Raw genomic sequence first — 17,957 nt, 5'->3', positions numbered from 1 at the left:
TCTCCAAAAGAGTTTGAACAAAAATGGTTTAGAGGAGTTCTTTCCCCTAAACCATTAATAACTATATTTGAAAAAGTTGATTAATTATAAAAAACGGTCAACTCTATTCAGGGATGGACATAGGTCTTTATACTAAATACTTTCTACTATATACTACCCAAAGGGCTCAACACTGCCTCCACAAACTTTCCTTCTTCTTCGAGTGACTCAAAGACAAGTTTAATGGCTTTTGCCTTTTTCATTTCTGCTGTCAGCGGAGTAAACTTAAGCTGAATGGGTACTGGTATATCTTGTTTCAATAGATAGTTCAGGTAATTCTGCCTTTGGGATAATAAAATCAATACACGGTCCATCTTGATGCTGTGCAGCATGTGGGATTTTCCATTAGCATCAATTAAGGTGCTAGCAAATACATTTAGACGGAAGTCCCTAGGGTCTTTGTCGTAGGAAATTACGAATAAGTCAACCTGTAGGGTGTCATTGTTGTTTTTGAAAGATTTTAAGTCAAATTGAATATCATCGACAATGTTGACGGTTGTATCTTCTTGCGCCATTCCAATACGGGGAAGGGCAAAAAATAGCCCTATAAGGGCTATGTATAGTAATTTTTTCATAAGATCGATTTTAACGTAGGCGATCAGCTGATTTGATCAACTTTTCATCATTACGAATACCACGGATCGCGAAGCTTATAAACAAAATAGAAAGTGGCAAGGTGAAATAGCCGATACCAATATTTCCAATATGAATTCCGCTTTCTTTTACATCACGTAATCCGTCTGCAGTAATCCACATCCAAATAGCAAATAAACAGACTAAAATCACTTGTACTAAGATCAGTTTGAGCTGAAGTTTTCTGTTCTTAAACTGAAAGATAATGAAGATAGGGATTAGAGTCAGGATGACTACCACAATAGTCATCATTAGGAAGCTTGGTTCTACACCTGAAGGCGGTTTAACTCCAGTCACGAAGATGCTTCTTCCTAAATCTACTGGATTAGAATACATCATGTATGGCAAGAAAAATAAGCCAACTAGGCTAAGGCTCGATAATAACAACCAAATGGATTGTATACGCTGTATCATAGTGTTTCGTTATTTATACACAAATATAATAGAAACAACTTAATTTGGATTTAGTTTCAGGCTATTTGGCTAGGTAATGTCTCTATGTTGGGGTAAAATTCCTGCCTGTCAGGGATTTTTCATAAAAAGATAAAATAACGGAATCGAGTATAAGCGATGAAGTAGGTTAGGTGATTTTAATTACCTTTGCATGGTGAAAAACACGATGGATAGATACTTTATTGAGATTTCATACAATGGTTCAGCATACCACGGTTGGCAGCTGCAAGAGAATGCAGTTTCTGTTCAGGAGAAGTTGAATGAAGCTTTAGCTATCCTTCTTCGCGAGGCTGTAGAGACAACCGGAGCAGGACGAACAGATACGGGTGTTCATGCCAAGCAGTTGTATGTTCATTTCAATAGTGCAGCGAGTATCCTGCAACATCCTGAGCGTTTTATCCACTCCCTGAATGCCCTACTTCCTTTTGATATTGCTGCAAAACGCTTGCTATCGGTACATCCAGATGCGCATGCACGATTCGATGCTTCCGATAGAAGCTATGAATATTTGGTGCATTTCCAGAAGGATCCCTTCAAGCATTTGTTCTCCTGGCAATTGCGGGATGTTCCTGTTGTAGAAAAAATGAACATTGCAGCGCAAGAATTGTTAGGTAAGCAGGACTTCTCTTGCTTCAGTAAATCACACACGCAGGTGTTTACCAATATCTGCGATATAAAACGTGCGGAATGGGTTTGGGAAGGGGATCAATTAATATTTCATATCAGTGCAGATCGTTTTTTACGGAATATGGTTCGTGCAATTGTGGGCACTTTAATGGAGATAGGCTTAGGTAAAAAACCAGTTTCCTACATCCAAGAGGTTATTGCCAGCAAGGATCGTTCAAAAGCTGGAACTTCTGTCCCTGCCTGTGGGTTATATTTAACAAAAGTTTTGTATCCTTATATAGATAATTAGTTTAACGATTGGAAAAGGAAAAAATAGCGGGAAGTGCTTATGACAGCAAACTTTTAGGCAGGTTAGCCAAATACATCAGACCCTATCAGGGCATCTTCTGGGTATCGGTTATCTTGACTATTTTGTTGGCTGCTGTTGCACCAGCTTTACCCTTATTAGTAGAATATACCCTCGATCATTATATCCTGGCAGGTAAATCTGAGGGATTAACGATGATGTTGGTCATCATGTTTGCATTATTGATTGCGCAGACATTAATTCGCTATTTCCATACTTTAATGACGAATACCTTAGGTCAGTCCGTTATTCGCGATATTAGAATTCAAGTATTCAACCATATTACCAACCTTCGATTAAAATACTTTGACAACACCCCTATCGGTCGTTTGATTACTAGAACAATATCTGACTTGGAGACCATTGCTAATATATTCTCTGAAGGCTTAATTCAGATTATTGGGGACTTATTGCAACTGGTGGTTATTCTTGGAGTGATGTTCTATACCGATTGGCGATTAACCCTAGTGGTATTGGTTCCGATGCCTTTGATGATTGCTGCCACGTATATCTTCAAGGAGGCTATGAAGTCGGCATTTCAAAGTGTTCGCCTTTGGGTATCTAATTTAAACACCTTCCTACAAGAACATATTACCGGGATGAATGTCATCCAATACTTTGCTCGTGAAGATCAGGAAATGCGCAAGTTTAAAGCCATCAATGCTGAACATAGAAATGCGCATATTCGTGCGAATTGGTATTTCTCTATTTTCTTTCCCGTATTGGAGATTATTGTGGCGATTGCTACCGGTTTATTGGTTTGGTATGGATCTAAACAGATTTTAGCCGATGTTATATCTCCGGGTGTAGTTGTTGCCTTTATCATGTATATCAACATGATCTTCCGCCCTATTCGAGAGTTAATTGATAAATTCAATACCTTACAGATGGGTATGGTATCTGCAGAACGTATATTCGACGTATTGGATACAGATGAGTTTACCCCCAATCAAGGCACCTACAAACCAGAGCATGTGCGAGGAGAAATTACATTCAAGAATGTTTGGTTTGCCTACAATGATGAACATTGGGTATTGAAGGACGTAAGCTTTCATGTCAATGCCGGAGAAACACTTGCCTTAGTTGGTGCAACAGGTGCTGGAAAATCCTCCATCATCAATATTTTAAGTCGATTTTACGAAATTCAGAAGGGAGATATCTTACTTGATGGAGTGGATATTCGAGAATACGAATTAAGCTATTTGAGACAAACTATCTCTACGGTATTACAAGATGTTTTCCTATTCTCCGATTCTGTTTTAAACAACATTACTTTACACAATCCGAATATTAGTTTTGAGTCTGTTGTTGATGCAGCCAAGAAAGTAGGGGCCTATAATTTTATTATGCGTCTACCGGGCGACTTCAATTATCAGGTTCAAGAGCGTGGCTCAACTTTATCTGCCGGTCAAGGCCAGCTAATTTCCTTTATACGTGCTTTAGTGCATGATCCAAAGATCTTGATCCTTGATGAAGCAACCTCATCTATCGATACAGAAACGGAAATTCTAATACAAAACGCCATAGAAAACTTGATGGATGGACGTACGTCTATCGTCATTGCCCACCGTTTATCTACTATTCAAAAAGCGGATAAAATCATTGTACTCGATAAAGGCGAGATCAAAGAGATGGGGTCCCACCATGAGTTATTGGAGATGGATGGATATTACCGTAGGTTGTATGATCTGCAGTTTAATTCGGCGGGAATTTGAAGGTAGTATTTAATATATAGTAGTTAGTATTTAGACCTATTGGCGGAAAAGCAGGTTTATCATTTACAACTCAGAGCAAAGCGAAGAGTCTCCAAATCCCTCACAAGACTTCGTCATTCTGAGGCTGGCTGAAGAAACCATTCGTCTGAAAATCATGGTAGTATTAAAAGGTTTCTGGAAGGTGTTTTTATTGGCGGGCGATGCATGCATCGCCCCTACAAACAATCGTGATTTTATAGTTTCTAAGGACCATAACTGTAGGCTTGAAGCATGCTTCGACCGTTTATAATATTATGCTTTTAGTTAAACAAAAACCTATATTTCCTCGCCTTTCCTCATGGCTTCAAGCATTTCCTTAAACATGTATTGACGGTCTTCACTCGCATCATTTAAAGCTTTTTCCATGATGGCAATTGCTTTGTCTTTCTCTCCTATTTTATAGGTAAGTACTGCGTATAAATAACGATTATTAGGAAATTCGGCTTTCTCAAATACATTCTTAGACCAGTCATACATTTCTTTTAATAGTTGCTGATCCTTTGATCTTAAGGCAATGTTTTCTACGTATTCCAATTTCCTTTTATTGCTGATGCTTGAACCATAGTCATGAATATATTGCTTGAGAGCAGGGATATATTGATCCATTAAGATTCCTTTACGGTAGAAGTTCAGTTTGATGAAATCCAAGATTTCCTTTTTATACTCAGGATATTTGTGGGCTAGGATATTTTCAAATTTAGACCAATCGGGTGTAGGTGAAAGAATATAATATCCCATTGGGGATTGACGACCGAGCTTATTTTCAGCTTCTTCAAAATTGATGATTCCACGATATAAATCTTGGGCAATAGTATCGCCAATTAGTTCATTGATCTTTTCAGCATGCTTCATTAAAATAGGGAATCCCAAGTCTCTAGAAGAGCGAGTGACATCAACAATGATCTTTGCTTCAGCTTCAGAGTTAACTTCTGTATTACCGGCAAAGAATGCCTTTAACAATTCACGGTAATCTGCAGGCTCCGCATCCTTTCCTGCGCGAATTACCTTTGCTAGCGTAGCACGGTCTTTGGGATTTGAATTATACTTCTTTCGAAGGGTATAATATTGTTTATCAGGATTAGAGGCCCGATTTAATAATTCTATAAAATTAACAACCTCACGCTTGCCGTAAGCTTTATGGATAATCTCACCATTCGCATTAAAAAATAGGTAACAAGGGTATCCGGCAATACCATAGGCTTTATCTAATTCTTTACTTAGCGCCATCCACTGCTTTTTGTGTTCATCAGCATGGGGGTCGTTGTCAAATTGTACTTGTACAGAAACAAAACGCTCATTGGCAAAATCACCGAGTTTAGGATCAGGAAAGACTGTTTTTTCCATGATCTTGCAGGGCACACACCAAGAAGTGTAGCAATCCATTAAGATGTATTTATTTTCTGCTTTAGCTTTTGCTTGTACCTCTTTCCATGTTAGGTTGTTTTGAAATTCAATTCCTTTGTGTTGAGCTAAGATAAGATTGGGAAAGAGCAGATAGATGAAAATTAGGAATTTATTCATGCTTTATTATTTTAGTAGTTGGTAAAGGGCATGTACGGAAATGGCATTTTTTAAAACCATCTGTTGTTTGTTTAACGCTTCGCTTTGCCAGGGGATGCTTTGTGTTGAAGATACTATTCCAGCCAAATCACCTGTTTCTGATAGTATTGGTCCGCCACTAGATCCGACAGCATAATCTGCATCTACATTGATGCGATATTGTCTGATATCAGGTTTTCTAGGATTCAGCATTAAGGAATTCTTATTGACTATACCTTTGCTGAGGTAGTAATAATTATGATCTGGATGTGAAATGATATAAACTGGTTCACCCACTTTTAATACTTTCCCCAATGGGATAAATGGCAAAGGTTTACCTCTTGTTTTAACTTTAAATACCGCTAAATCATTGCTAGAGGAGAAGGCTAATAATTTATCCAATACAAAAACTTCTCCATCCACAGATTGAATAAAGTAAGTGCCAAGATTAGTTTTAGCAGCGATAGAATCGTTCGTTTTTGTCAGGTAAATTAGTTCTGACAGGACATGGTAATTGGTTACACATATCCCATCATCACTAATTCCGAATGCTGTAGCATATAGGTCTGCAGTAGGCTCAGCATCCGCATTACTTTTATTTAATTTACCCATTATAAATACTGCAGATTTTCTTTCATTAAACACCTGATCTGCCTTCTTAATTTGCGTGGAATTAGCTTTAGTTCCCCTCCAAGTAAATCCCTCTTCATTTTTCAATGTCCTTGCGGCAGTTTGTAATTCTGTAATAGTTTTACCTCCTTGGGTTTTAATTGCTTGAAGCACCTTTTCTTCTAAATTTTGATTATAAACAGCATTGTTTACAAATAGAGCCTCTACATTCTCTTGTGCAGTAGCTGTCGAAATAAATGCAAAGATGCTATAGATAAAAACTAAAAAACGGGATGGGAATTTAAAACTATTACTCATTTGATGATTTTAATTTTAGTGTGCTATTGGATCAGCTGTATCTAACTTTATTTAATTGGACTCGGTCGCGTTATTTTCCTTTACTTTATCCTTACCCATATACATCAAATTTCCTGCTAAGACTTTACCTTCCGGCCAAGCTTTTACCGTTGGATCTAGTGCGTCATATAGGTTTTTGATTTCAGCATTGGTAAGACTCGTATTTAAGCTATTTAGTTCCAATAAACTGATTAAACTCTTCGGATGTTTTTTAATAAATTCACGGGAGAAATTGATGGACAATTCACTAAGGCTATCCAGTTTTTGGTAGTAGCCCTTTAGTGTTGTGCTATCATTTGTAGACAATTGCAATTGCACATATTTCCCCATTTCACTATCGTATTTCTCTTGTACATTTTTTAGTTCAAGATAATCATCATAGCATTTTGAACCTTTAACGGAAACATTCTTCAAATCCTCAAAAGTGCCATTGATATTAATAACTCCAGGCTCTACATAAAGTAGTTTGGCAACACCACCACGCTTTTGTGTGATAAGGTAAGCTGATGTTGGCCCTTCTATAACACCTTGGAATTGGAAAGCCCCATTTGTTACAGCTACGGAGTCTACTCCTGGGAAATTACCTTGACGAACTAAATAAGCTTTTTCTGTTGGCCATCCAGCGATTTGACATTTAATGGTATATTTCTCTTGCGAATACCCTAGGTTAAATAGTAGTATTACGAATAAAGTTGTTGTGATTATGTATTTCATGGTTTTCAGGTTCTTATTGGAATAATTCTTTTAGTTTTTCTTGAAGCTTTTCGCCCATTAGGTTTTTGGCGACAATCTTACCCGTAGGATCAATGAGGAAGTTTGCAGGAATAGTCTGCACAGCATAAGCTTGAGCTGCTGCGTTCTTATTACCATTTAGATCAGATATTTGAGTCCAAGTAACCGCATCGTTTTTAATGGCTCTTTTCCAACGCCACTCCTCTGCTTTAGAGTCAATTGATACACCAAGTATTTCGAATCCTTTGTCTTTGTAAGTAGAATAAGCTTTTACCAGATTAGGATGCTCACGACGACATGGAATACACCAGCTAGCCCAAAAATCCACTAACACATATTTTCCTCGGAAATCACTTAACTTAATGATCTTTCCAGTAGTATCAGGTTGCGCTATTTCAGTCGCTATTTTACCTAATTCCACATTTCCTAAACTTTCCACCAATTGATTGACATCTTGCGCTTGAACACTTTGTTTCAGCTTAGGATCCAGTTGATCATGCAATGCTTTTAATTCGGAATATCCAATTTTCTCACTTAAGCCCGCTAACTCATAAACAGCACCTGGATTAGTAGGGTATTGTTTAACGAAAGCTTTTGAAAGCTCTACATCGTCATTTTGAAGCTTGGTAATACTTGCTCTCCAAGTGTCTTTTTTAGCAACATCAGGACTACCTTCTAACAAGTTATAAAGGCTATCTAATTGCTTGTTTATTAGCGTATGCTTAAGCTTAACCGCCTCATATTGGGTAGTTTTGGGTGACCCAGTTACTTTGGCTTCTTTTAAGTGTTCAAAGGTACCATTGATATGAATTTCACCCGGTTCAAGGAATATAAACTTAAATGTAGGTTGATCAATTCCCTTGGCTACAAGGAATGCATTAGTCACACCATCTATCTTTCCTTTAAATTCAAATGAGCCATCTTTATTTAGAACAGAATCTTTCTTTGGAGAGTTACCTTGGCTTTCAAAATGAATGTATTTTCCGGGCCAACCTGCTATCTTTCCTTTAACCAGGTAATCTTGTTGCCCAAAGGCTAATTGCGTGCTTAAAACGCCTCCAAATAGGAGTAGCCAAAGGGCTTTCGTGCTAATAAACTGTGTCTTCTTCATATATAATTATTGTATTCCATCTAAATCTGCAATAGCCGTAACCCCCAAGTAACTTTCAATGACATTAAACTTGAAGTAGCGTGCAGTAACTGGAGTTAAAAATTTCAATTTTTTATAATCTGGTCTTTGAGGGTTAGATCTATAATCAACCTCTCCGGCGATAAATAAGCCTTCTTTCTTCCAGGTAGTACCATCTGAACTGACATAAACTTCTACTTTCTGGAAGTCATTATAAGTACTCTTGTATTGTGGAGTAAACTTAAATCCTTTCAAGGTTTCTGCTTTCCCCATATCAATTACAAATTCTTGAGGTGGGCTAGCGATACCTTGCCAATACGTTTCAATTTTACCATCCAATAAATTAGTTACCGGGAAGTCAACATGACTCTTACCGCTGATCTTCCATGTTGACCTATTCATCTCCACTCCTTCAAGATCATTTGTAGTCAGCGCAATATTGCCCGTATTATATTCCACCACTTTGACAACGACAAAGGCATATTTAGCAGCCGAAGTTTCATTTGGTGTAAGCAGGTTCGGCATGGATTTATTCTCCAATTCAAATACAGCCAAATAGCTGGTATCGGAAGCTTTTAATTGATTATAATCAATCTGAACATTAAAGCTATCTTGAGATACATAGCTTTCAGCAGGAAACTTCACTTTATCTTTAAGGACTTTAATGGCTTCAACTGGTATTTTCTTATAAGTGCTGAACTTTATCTTTTCAAAGAATTTAAAAATGCTATCCGAACTACTGATCTTAACCGAACTTTGAAATTCTTTATCTAAGGAATGATTGATTTTGCTGGTAAACCTAATGGTCTTAATACCATCATTAACGCCATTTATACGGGTATTAATAAGATTTCCACCGATAAAGGAATAACGTCTATCGTTCATGCTATAAAACTTACCTTCATATTTAAATGAACCCATAGAAGCCATGACAGAAGATATTTCCACATGCATTTTCACGAACATGTAGCGACTCTTCAAGCTGGCATTTCCAGATTGCACTTGTAGTTTAATCGGAATAAGATAAACCGTATTGTTGGTTAATTTGGAGGCATCTTTTAGTAGTACTTTCAAAGAATCTGTGCTATTCTCATATCCTTCTTTTACTGTGATTAGTCCATTATTTTCCAACTCGAAAGCACCTTCACTAAAAACAGGCGACTTGACATGATTCAAACTATCATAGATGCTGATTAAACTAACATCAATATTTCCTTGTACTTGTACATCTGCAGATGCTCTTTCATTTAAGAGAATAGGTAGTCCTGGAGCAAACAATGTTCTATTGTTGGTTGCCAAATCACCGACTTTCATGGCTGTGGCCTTCCCTACTGTTGAGTTCGGGTAATTGTTAAACTCATTGGATACCTCATCGAGCAATCCGAAGCTTTCCTTTTTACAGCTGAATATGCTACTTGATAAAAACAACAGCAGTACAGCCAACAGTAAATAACTTGTTATATGTTTAGAAGATCTTTTCATGGTTCTTTCTTTTCAAAATTTAGCGAATGAAATAGCACTACCTTGGATTAGGTTTTATCCCATCATTGTTATTAATGATCACAGGGGCAATCTCCATTAAATAACGGGGACTATTGGGTTCCAAACTGGTCACTATTACTTCTTCATACTCATTATAATCGAAATACTTACGAATAACCTTCTTACGGAAGCGTGGGTCTCTATTCAATCGTTTCTGATCAAACAGACGCAATCCGCCATGGAATGACAACTCTCTTCTTCTCTCCTCCAATACAAGTTTTAAAACATCAGCTTCATTTGGAACAGCAAGGTTGTTATAATTGGAAATTCGGTTTTTTCTAAGGTTATTTAATATGAATATAGCGCTTTGAGCATTTCCTGCACGAGCAAGACATTCCGCTTTGATCAAATACACTTCCGGAACTCCTACACTGTAATTGAAGTTAAAATTGATCCCTTCAGATAGGTACTCATTATAGTAGTTGAAGGTTAAGGTACGGCGATAATCGTCATCTGAAAACAAAGAGTCTAAGCTTTCACTTAACTCTAATTCTAACTTATAGGTAAGTCTGAATTCCTGATCAAGGCCTGCTTTCCCAACAAGAACCTCTGGGTTCTTATTCTGATCCAATAGTTTCATCGGTATGGCCTTTAATTTGGTGTAATCTGTTAAAGTACTTTTAAGATTCAATGCAGCGTCTGCATTTTTTAAGGCAAGCTCATAATTTCCCATAAACAAATATGCGCGAGCTAGAATAGCAAATGCAGAAGCTTTGCCTGGGTGTATAACGGTTTTCCCTTGAACTGGAAGAACTTCGGTATTGGCAGCCTCCGTCAAGTCTTTTATAACTTGGTCATATACCTCTTTAACGGTTGAACGAACAGGTTTTACGGATGCATCAGGAACCAAAGCAATTGGAACTGCCAATTCGGTATCAGCCTTTCCATTGGTATAATCCTGTCCATAGATATTGGCTAATTGCAAATAATACCAAGCACGATTAATCTTTGCTTGTGCTAAGACTATTGCTAAGGCATCCTTTTCCTCTTGTATTGTTGGAGTCAACTTAGAAGCCTTCTCCAATAAAATATTCATTTGCAAGATTCTGTTATAAGCCCCCTTATACATAAAATCCATTTCACCAGGACCCCAAATATTAGCTGCCCAGGTATAGCTATTACCATAATGTTCATTTTGAACAACATTTCCTATGGTAACATCATCGGACATTAAATCAGCAAGAATGAAGTTACAGATGGCCAATGAATCGCTATTAAGCATTTCTTGGAAGTCCTTTATGGTGGATGGATTTACATTACCTGTACTTGGTACTACATCTAAGAATTTCTGACAAGCAGTCATCAATATGATGCTATTTAAGAGCAGAATGTATATCAATTTTATTCTTTTCATGATCGTTAAATTAGAAGGTAACATTTAAGGTCATACCATATTGAATAGGCGTTGGCAGACCCAGTCTTCCAGAATTATCTACATTGTTTGGATCGTATTTGTATTGATTCTTTGCCCATAATGCCAAGTTTTGCATGTGCGCTGATATGGAAGCATTCTTCACATAACGTTCATTAATCAAGCCTCTTGGCAATTGCCATCCAATCATTACTTCTTGAAGACGGACAAAGTCTGCTGACATAAAACTATTGGTGGAGTTTTGCGTGATATAACTCCGAATGGAATTACTGGTCTCCATGGATAGCGCAGGAACATCTGTAAATGCTTCATCACCTGGCTTTCTCCATCGTTGCCCTATTAAATGTGAGTTCTCATATCTAGCTCCCGAGCTAATAGGAATATATTTACGCATAATACCACCAAAGCTTCCTAATATGGATACCCTAGCAAAGACATTCCCATAGGCAAAGTCGTGGATGAAACCACCATTCCAAGGTGCTCTAGTAGCGCCCATATAAACAAGGTCATTCGCCAATACGGTTGAGTCTGGAGTAGAAGTTATGTTCCCCTTGGCATCATAAATCTGCGGAGCTCCATTAGTATCTAACCCTGCCCAACGATAAGCCCAAACATTGGTGGTGTTATAACCCTCGCGATAAGCAATGAGGTAATCTCTATAAGGACTATAAGGTGTTTTAGGCACCTCTTTCGCCATATTCACATTATATGCACCATTGATGGCGAAGCTGTACCTGAACTTAGGTTGATTCACCAGGTTCATTTTTAAATAAAACTCTAACCCCTTATTGATGATGTTACTCAATGAAAATTGATTATCTAAACCTGTCGAAGGATCAGTAGGCAAAGCAATGTTATTGGAAATACCCTTATCAGAACGGTTATAATACCTCAAGTCTAAACGATAGCGGTCATTGTTCATTCCCATTTGAAGGTATACCTCAATATTTCTATTTCTTGGAGGTAATATGGAGAAGGTATTGTTGGTTGGCATTCCAAAGCCTCCACCGGAAGCAACATTGGTTCCCATCATCAAGTTTAACCCTTGAAAAGAAGAGATATCCTGGTAAGATGCACCTATTAAAAGAGAGCTAATGTACTCCGAAGTGAAATAATATTCCTTTTTGATATCGTAAGAAATATTTCCATTGAACTGATCCTGTCCTTCTGGAGATCTATCATAATCCGCATTGAACATCAAAGCCCCTTCACGTAGTGAACCTTCCGCTCCTACACTGAAGTAATTTTGTGTTCTCGTCTGGTGGAAAGAAGTAGAATCTGTTAAACTTCCATTAACAGCAATACCATTTGTTTTTAGATGGTTAAATCGACCATATACAGCAAGCTGACCTTCTAATAGATCTAAGCGTACTTCTTGGTAAATCTTGTTGGAAGACTGTCCAGCTTGTTGTACCGGAATGAAATTATTGACCCAAATAGCATAGTTATTCCAATCCGTTTGTTTGTACCTATTACTTCCAATTGTTGTTGGCAAGTCTGGCATCTTATTGACGGAAAGCCCAGTAGATAATAGAATACCATCTACCCACTTAGGGAGGCTTTTCGTTCTTATTTGATAGCCCAATAAGGCATTATAACTTTTCGTGGTAGCATATTTTGCCATTCCATAATTCGGACTAAAAGCTTCATTGTAATTGGCATTAAATACCACTCTCTTTTTATCGAAATTATAGTTGATACCAGCGTTCCAGTTTAGATTACGTTGAATAGTAGTATCTCCAGCAAATGGATTTATCAGGGTATTTGGAAATGCTAATGCTGAAGTAGAAGAATATAATCTTCTAAAATTTGTAATCCCATCAGATGGATCACCTGCAGGGAGGAATATTGGAGAACCTTGTCCTGTTGCACGGTTATACCCATATCGAGTAGCATTGCCTGGCATCTCGCGAAGTTCATCAGCACCGCCTGCCCCTACCTGAGCAGAGATTTCATGCTTATCAATGGTATAAGAATAAGAAATTCCTGAACGAACATTAATCTGTTGATTAATACGATTGCTTTCATTCAATATATCTCCTGGTGGCACATAAAAATCAACCCCATTAGCTGTTGGTGAACCATAGGTATTAAACAATTGCCTAGCTGCACTGGAGTTACGATCTGTAATATTTGTCGATCGATCACTTTTCCTACGGAAGAAGATGGCATTATCCCATCGAAGTCCTTTTGCAATCTCCCAGTTCATATCAAGACGGCTTTGTAGTTGAAGACCATGTAAGGCATTATATGCCAAACGGGAATCTTCTAACATGTTTGAGCCATGATTATAATAACCCTTGGACATGATCAGGTTATTGTTCTCTTCTCCTAAAACCGTTTGATCATAAACATAATTGCCATTCGCATCTAGAAACTTTTGATATGGTGGAGGCAGATTATAAATTGAAAGTGAATTGGATCCTGCCTGCCCTTCCATTAGGTTGGCATTCATTTGCCAAGTTGCACGCAATTTACCTCCTAGGAGAAGAAAGTTATTCTTTAAATCCACCCCATAGGTGTTAGAATTATTATTCAGAGCGTTGGATTTATAATTATTATAAGTTCCTGTAAGTGTAAATTTATATACCCTAGATCCACCAGAAAGTGTTAAAAGGTGATTTTGAGAGAATACATCTTGCTGCAATAATCCCACTTGATCTTGGTTGGATATGGTAGCCAGAGAGTCCATCCTTCTTTCATAAGTTTCTTTGGTAATCTTGCCCTTGCCGTACCAATACACTAATCTTTCTGCCAATTCAATTTGTTCGAAATTACCGTCACCATTCATAAAATTAGAATCGGCAGCACTTTTATAATAGTCAATAATATCTGCGGAAGTAGCAAGTCCTAACTTACTCATATTGTATTCAGGGGCAGGCTTAAAGTACATATTTGTATTATAAGTGATATTCACCTTATTTCTTTTACCATTCTTCGTCTTAATCAGGATAATACCGGCTGTTGCTCGAGGACCCCATTTAATGAGTTCTTTAGGATCCTTTACAACTTCTACCGCTTCCACATTAGCCATTGGGTAGTCTGCTGGGAATTCATCCACTGGGAAACCATCAATGACAACCATCATACCCTCGGTATTACCAAAGGTCGCCGAGCCACGCAATTCAGGAACTAAGGTCACACTTGCTTGATTACTATATTCCAAATAAAATATATTGGATCTTGACCCGCCTGGTAAGGGTGTATTATTCTCGATGGCAGAGATCATTCGGTCACCATGCGGGTAGAACTTCTGAAGAAATTGCTCAATGGTATAATAGGTTTTACGAAGTCCCTCACCTTCAATTTTACCACCTGTTATTTCAGTAACCCCAACAACTTTACGTTTGTTGGTAGGAAGGATTTGTAAGGTAAGACCTGGAACTGTCCCTTGTAGGATCTGACCTAAGTTCATATAGGAACGGTTTGTCAAGTCTATCTCGGTATTTAGATTAAGCTTTTTCTTGACATTGGCCTCAATGGAAACCTCCGAAACCTCAAACACTTTATTGTACAAGGTTAGGTTCAGTCGTTTTTCCCCATTATAGAAATAAGTATTCTCTTTAAAGCCTTGAGAAGTAAAGCTTAACAAATCACCTTTAGAAGCCTCGATTGCAAAGTCACCATTCCTATCTGAAATGGCGGCAAACTTTTGAGGATCCTTATTATTCACAATAGTAACCCCTTGAATAGGATTTCCATTAGGGTCAACAATTCGCCCATTCACCAAACCTTGACTTTGATTAATGATCTGTGGATCGATATTAATTTCGATTAGTGATTGTCGAATAGTTGGTCTTTTCGGAATCAGGACTATTGTTTGGTTCGATATTGCAAAGGAAATGGGCTGTTCATCAAAGATTTGCTTCAATACAGTAGTTAATTCTTCTTTATTCACATTAATACTTACCCTATTGGTTTTCTTAAGTATTTCGGTCGGATAAAAAAGATCAAAACTTGTCTGCTTGGCTATTTTTTCCAATACATCCTTTAATCTGCTCCCCTTCTCATTAAGAGTTACCTGTTGCGCAAATAAGGGCATAGAAAACAAGATCAAACAAGAAATTACAACTAATTTGATTCTATTCATTTTGGTTAGTGTGGTGTAATGGTTATTATTATTTACCTATTTTCCATAGGGGTAAATTACAAGTTGGTTATTTACAATCTTTGTTTGTATACCTGCTAGTTTCAGTACTTTAAGTACTTCAGATAGATTTTGATTCATGCTGGTACTTCCAGCAAATGTTTGTTCTTTATTGACACCCTCCTCAAAAACAACCTCAATATTGTACCAACGTCCAATCTGATTCATAACATCCTCCAGATTAGAACCTTCAAAATTAAATACACCATTTATCCAACTGGTGGACTCTTGTGCATTTACGGTGGACTTCTCAAGCTTATTCTGCTTTCTATTTAAAACAAGCTGTTCATTAGGATTCAAGATAACCTCTCTTCCTTTGCTATTCACCTGTACTTTTCCTTCCAATAAGGTGACAGTACTTTGGTCTTCCTGAGCGTATCTTTTCACATTAAAGTGCGTGCCGAGCACTTGCACTACCTGATCTCCAGTTTCTACTAAAAATGGTTTTGTTTTATCAGGTTTAACTTCAAAATATACTTCACCATTTATGGATACTTTTCGGTTTTTACCATCAAATTTTACTGGGTACTTGATACTTGAAGCTGCATTCAACCAAGCGACACTTCCATCAGGGAGTTGGATTTCAAACCTTCTCCCTTTTGGTGTGCTAGCTGTGTGATATGCGATATTGTTCGTTTCACCTTCATAATATAAGGCTCCTTCTTTCTTTATAATGCGCAGGCCATTTTGATCTGCAATTAGGCCATCCGGTAGAGAATCAATCTCCAATTGTTGACCATTGTCTAATGTTAAGACCATCCCTTCGGTTCCTGCAACCTTATCCTGGGCCAACTCTGTACTATCCTTTTTACTCGAATAATTGATCTGCCACAAGAAAAACAGCCCCATCACGAGAAAAACACTAGCTGCAATTCCCCAAACCTGATATTGTTTATACCAAGGTATAAGGTTGCCTTCGGTAGATTCAGACAGACCTTCAGCTTCAATCTTATCAATCATACCCTCCAGCATCCTGGCTAAATGTTCTTCTCTGCTTTGAGCAATGTGCTCTGGGACTTGCAATGGCTTATCTTGATCTTTATTGTACCATGCTGCATATTCCAAGGCTTCCTCATCAGAGATAGTGCCCCTCAACCATTTATCCTCTAGCTCGGCTAAATGTTTATCATTCATTCTTTAGAATTTACTTATAGGTCTATACTATTATAATCAATCATCTCCCCTATATCCCTATATAGAAAAGTGAAATTATTTTTAATTGTCTAGCAAAAAAGGGAAATCAGGTAATTTATACCTGCACGAATTTTCTTCAAAGCACGCGTTAAATGGGCTTCAACGGTCTTTTCTGCAATAACAAGTCGTTCGGCAATCTCCTTTTGAGACAAGCCTTCCTCACGACTCATTTTATAAACTAGTTGGCATTTTTCCGGTAATTCAGTTACCAAACGCTCCAGTCTTGACTTCAATTCATCAAATTGAAGGTAGTCCTCCATTGAATAATAAGCAGGATCTTGCTGCTTACTGTAGTCAATATACTTTTGGGAAATAGCTTGTTTATGCCGATAATTAATAACCTTATATTTTAAGGCTGCTGCTAAATAGCGATCAATACGATCAATTAATTTTAAATCATTTCTTCGCTTCCAGATATCTAAAAAGATCTCTTGAACCAATTCCTCAGCAATCAATAAATCGGAAAGTTTGTTACTGGCAACTGTCAATAGCTTATCCCAATTACGCTTATAAATTTCCGTAAAAGCCTTAGGATTGTTTTCCTTCAACAACGCTATGAGCTTTTCATCGGAATATTGTTCAAATTGAGACATCGTAGTTAGTAGGCATCCTCCAAACGCTAAAAAGTGCACTAATTTAAATCAAAAATTAGCAAAATCTGCAAGCTAGTTAGTATTTAGCATGAAGAATTTAATATAAAGACATTGGTTTTACTTATTAGATTAGATTTTACCCAACAGAAACGTTAAGGACGATAGATTTTGGAAATAAATAAAAAGATTAATGTAACAGAGAATGGGAGAAAAAATGCTTATGATTAAGGGAATAAGGTAGTAAGCGGGTGTAAATAAGGAATTGTGGAGGGTAGATTTGCGGTGCTTGACTAAGGAGGTGTATTTGATCGGTCGTAGCATGCTTCGACCCTACAGTTATGGTGGTAAAGAATAATAAAATCACGGTTGTCTGTAGGGGCGATGCATGCATCGCCCGCAAATAGCACAAATAAAAAAATTGTTCATAGTTTATAGATCCTCCATCGAAGATGGAGGATGACGTGGTCTAAGAGGAGAAACATAAACTCTTCACTTCGTTCTGAGTTGTAAATAACAAATTTGCTATCCCGCCAATAGGTTTAAAACTATTTTTAAGGGCGGGCAGACATTCCGCTACGCTTAGTGCTGCCCCTACGCTGGGCGGCTATTAATCGCCTAATAACAAACATTCTAGGTGGTACGATAGGTAGGGGCGGTACTGAGTGAGCTTGAAGAAAAGGGATTTATCCCGTTCGAAAGCGAACAGAATGTACGCCCGTTTTTAGTTTAATAACAAATATTCCTTTTCCACCATTAGGTCTAATTGTCCGTCCCTGAAATAGGTTGACCACAAATTGAAATGAACTATGAGAGTAAATTTGAGGCTAATTAGAAAAACTCGTAAGTATTCTGAGGAATTCAAGCGGGAAATAGTTTCTCTATTTGAGAGCG

13 protein-coding genes are annotated in these 17,957 nt (G+C 37.6%); 2 read left to right on the top strand and 11 right to left on the bottom strand.

Annotation, left to right across the window (positions count from 1 at the left end; all coding sequences use genetic code 11):
• Positions 1-146 precede the first annotated feature (146 nt).
• A complete protein-coding gene (locus ACP6L2_RS18075) occupies positions 147-614 on the bottom strand; it encodes a hypothetical protein (RefSeq protein ID WP_440510648.1) in 468 nt (155 codons plus the stop codon).
• A gap of 10 nt (positions 615-624) precedes the next feature.
• Positions 625-1,086, bottom strand: a complete 462-nt coding sequence (locus tag ACP6L2_RS18070) for a DUF4293 domain-containing protein (RefSeq protein ID WP_440510647.1) — start codon at positions 1,084-1,086, stop codon at positions 625-627.
• Positions 1,087-1,291: 205 nt separating this feature from the next.
• Here ACP6L2_RS18070 and truA point away from each other — a divergent pair, with 205 nt between their 5' ends.
• The gene (gene truA, locus ACP6L2_RS18065; protein WP_440510646.1) at positions 1,292-2,041 is read left to right on the top strand and encodes a tRNA pseudouridine(38-40) synthase TruA; all 750 of its coding nucleotides are present in this window, start codon (positions 1,292-1,294) and stop codon (positions 2,039-2,041) included.
• Between the two features lie 8 nt (positions 2,042-2,049).
• Complete coding sequence (locus ACP6L2_RS18060; protein WP_440510645.1) at positions 2,050-3,813, top strand: ABC transporter ATP-binding protein; 1,764 nt, start codon at positions 2,050-2,052, stop codon at positions 3,811-3,813.
• Positions 3,814-4,128: 315 nt separating this feature from the next.
• Here the strand turns inward: ACP6L2_RS18060 and ACP6L2_RS18055 are convergent, their stop codons facing one another.
• From ACP6L2_RS18055 to ACP6L2_RS18015, 9 genes are all read right to left on the bottom strand, one after another.
• Positions 4,129-5,373, bottom strand: coding sequence for a thioredoxin family protein (locus ACP6L2_RS18055; protein ID WP_440510644.1), 1,245 nt, complete (start codon positions 5,371-5,373; stop codon positions 4,129-4,131).
• 6 nt (positions 5,374-5,379) lie between these two features.
• On the bottom strand, positions 5,380-6,318 hold the full coding sequence (locus ACP6L2_RS18050) for a S1 family peptidase (RefSeq protein ID WP_440510643.1): 939 nt from the start codon (positions 6,316-6,318) through the stop codon (positions 5,380-5,382).
• A 51-nt stretch (positions 6,319-6,369) separates the two neighbouring features.
• A complete protein-coding gene (locus tag ACP6L2_RS18045) occupies positions 6,370-7,071 on the bottom strand; it encodes a DUF4369 domain-containing protein (protein ID WP_440510642.1) in 702 nt (233 codons plus the stop codon).
• Positions 7,072-7,084: 13 nt separating this feature from the next.
• On the bottom strand, positions 7,085-8,200 hold the full coding sequence (locus tag ACP6L2_RS18040; RefSeq protein WP_440510641.1) for a redoxin domain-containing protein: 1,116 nt from the start codon (positions 8,198-8,200) through the stop codon (positions 7,085-7,087).
• Between the two features lie 6 nt (positions 8,201-8,206).
• A complete protein-coding gene (locus ACP6L2_RS18035; protein ID WP_440510640.1) occupies positions 8,207-9,700 on the bottom strand; it encodes a discoidin domain-containing protein in 1,494 nt (497 codons plus the stop codon).
• A 37-nt stretch (positions 9,701-9,737) separates the two neighbouring features.
• Positions 9,738-11,114 (bottom strand): RagB/SusD family nutrient uptake outer membrane protein, encoded by a 1,377-nt coding sequence (locus ACP6L2_RS18030; protein ID WP_440510639.1) that lies wholly within the window; start codon positions 11,112-11,114, stop codon positions 9,738-9,740.
• A gap of 10 nt (positions 11,115-11,124) precedes the next feature.
• Complete coding sequence (locus ACP6L2_RS18025; RefSeq protein WP_440510638.1) at positions 11,125-15,222, bottom strand: secretin and TonB N-terminal domain-containing protein; 4,098 nt, start codon at positions 15,220-15,222, stop codon at positions 11,125-11,127.
• 36 nt (positions 15,223-15,258) lie between these two features.
• Positions 15,259-16,413, bottom strand: coding sequence for a FecR family protein (locus ACP6L2_RS18020; protein ID WP_440510637.1), 1,155 nt, complete (start codon positions 16,411-16,413; stop codon positions 15,259-15,261).
• Positions 16,414-16,502: 89 nt separating this feature from the next.
• Complete coding sequence (locus ACP6L2_RS18015) at positions 16,503-17,066, bottom strand: RNA polymerase sigma-70 factor (protein ID WP_440510636.1); 564 nt, start codon at positions 17,064-17,066, stop codon at positions 16,503-16,505.
• Between the last annotated feature and the right edge of the window lie 891 nt (positions 17,067-17,957).

The sequence above is a fragment of the Sphingobacterium lactis genome, from assembly GCF_051951495.1.
GTDB lineage: Bacteria > Bacteroidota > Bacteroidia > Sphingobacteriales > Sphingobacteriaceae > Sphingobacterium > Sphingobacterium lactis_A.
This window is presented reverse-complemented; position numbering and strand designations above follow the sequence as displayed.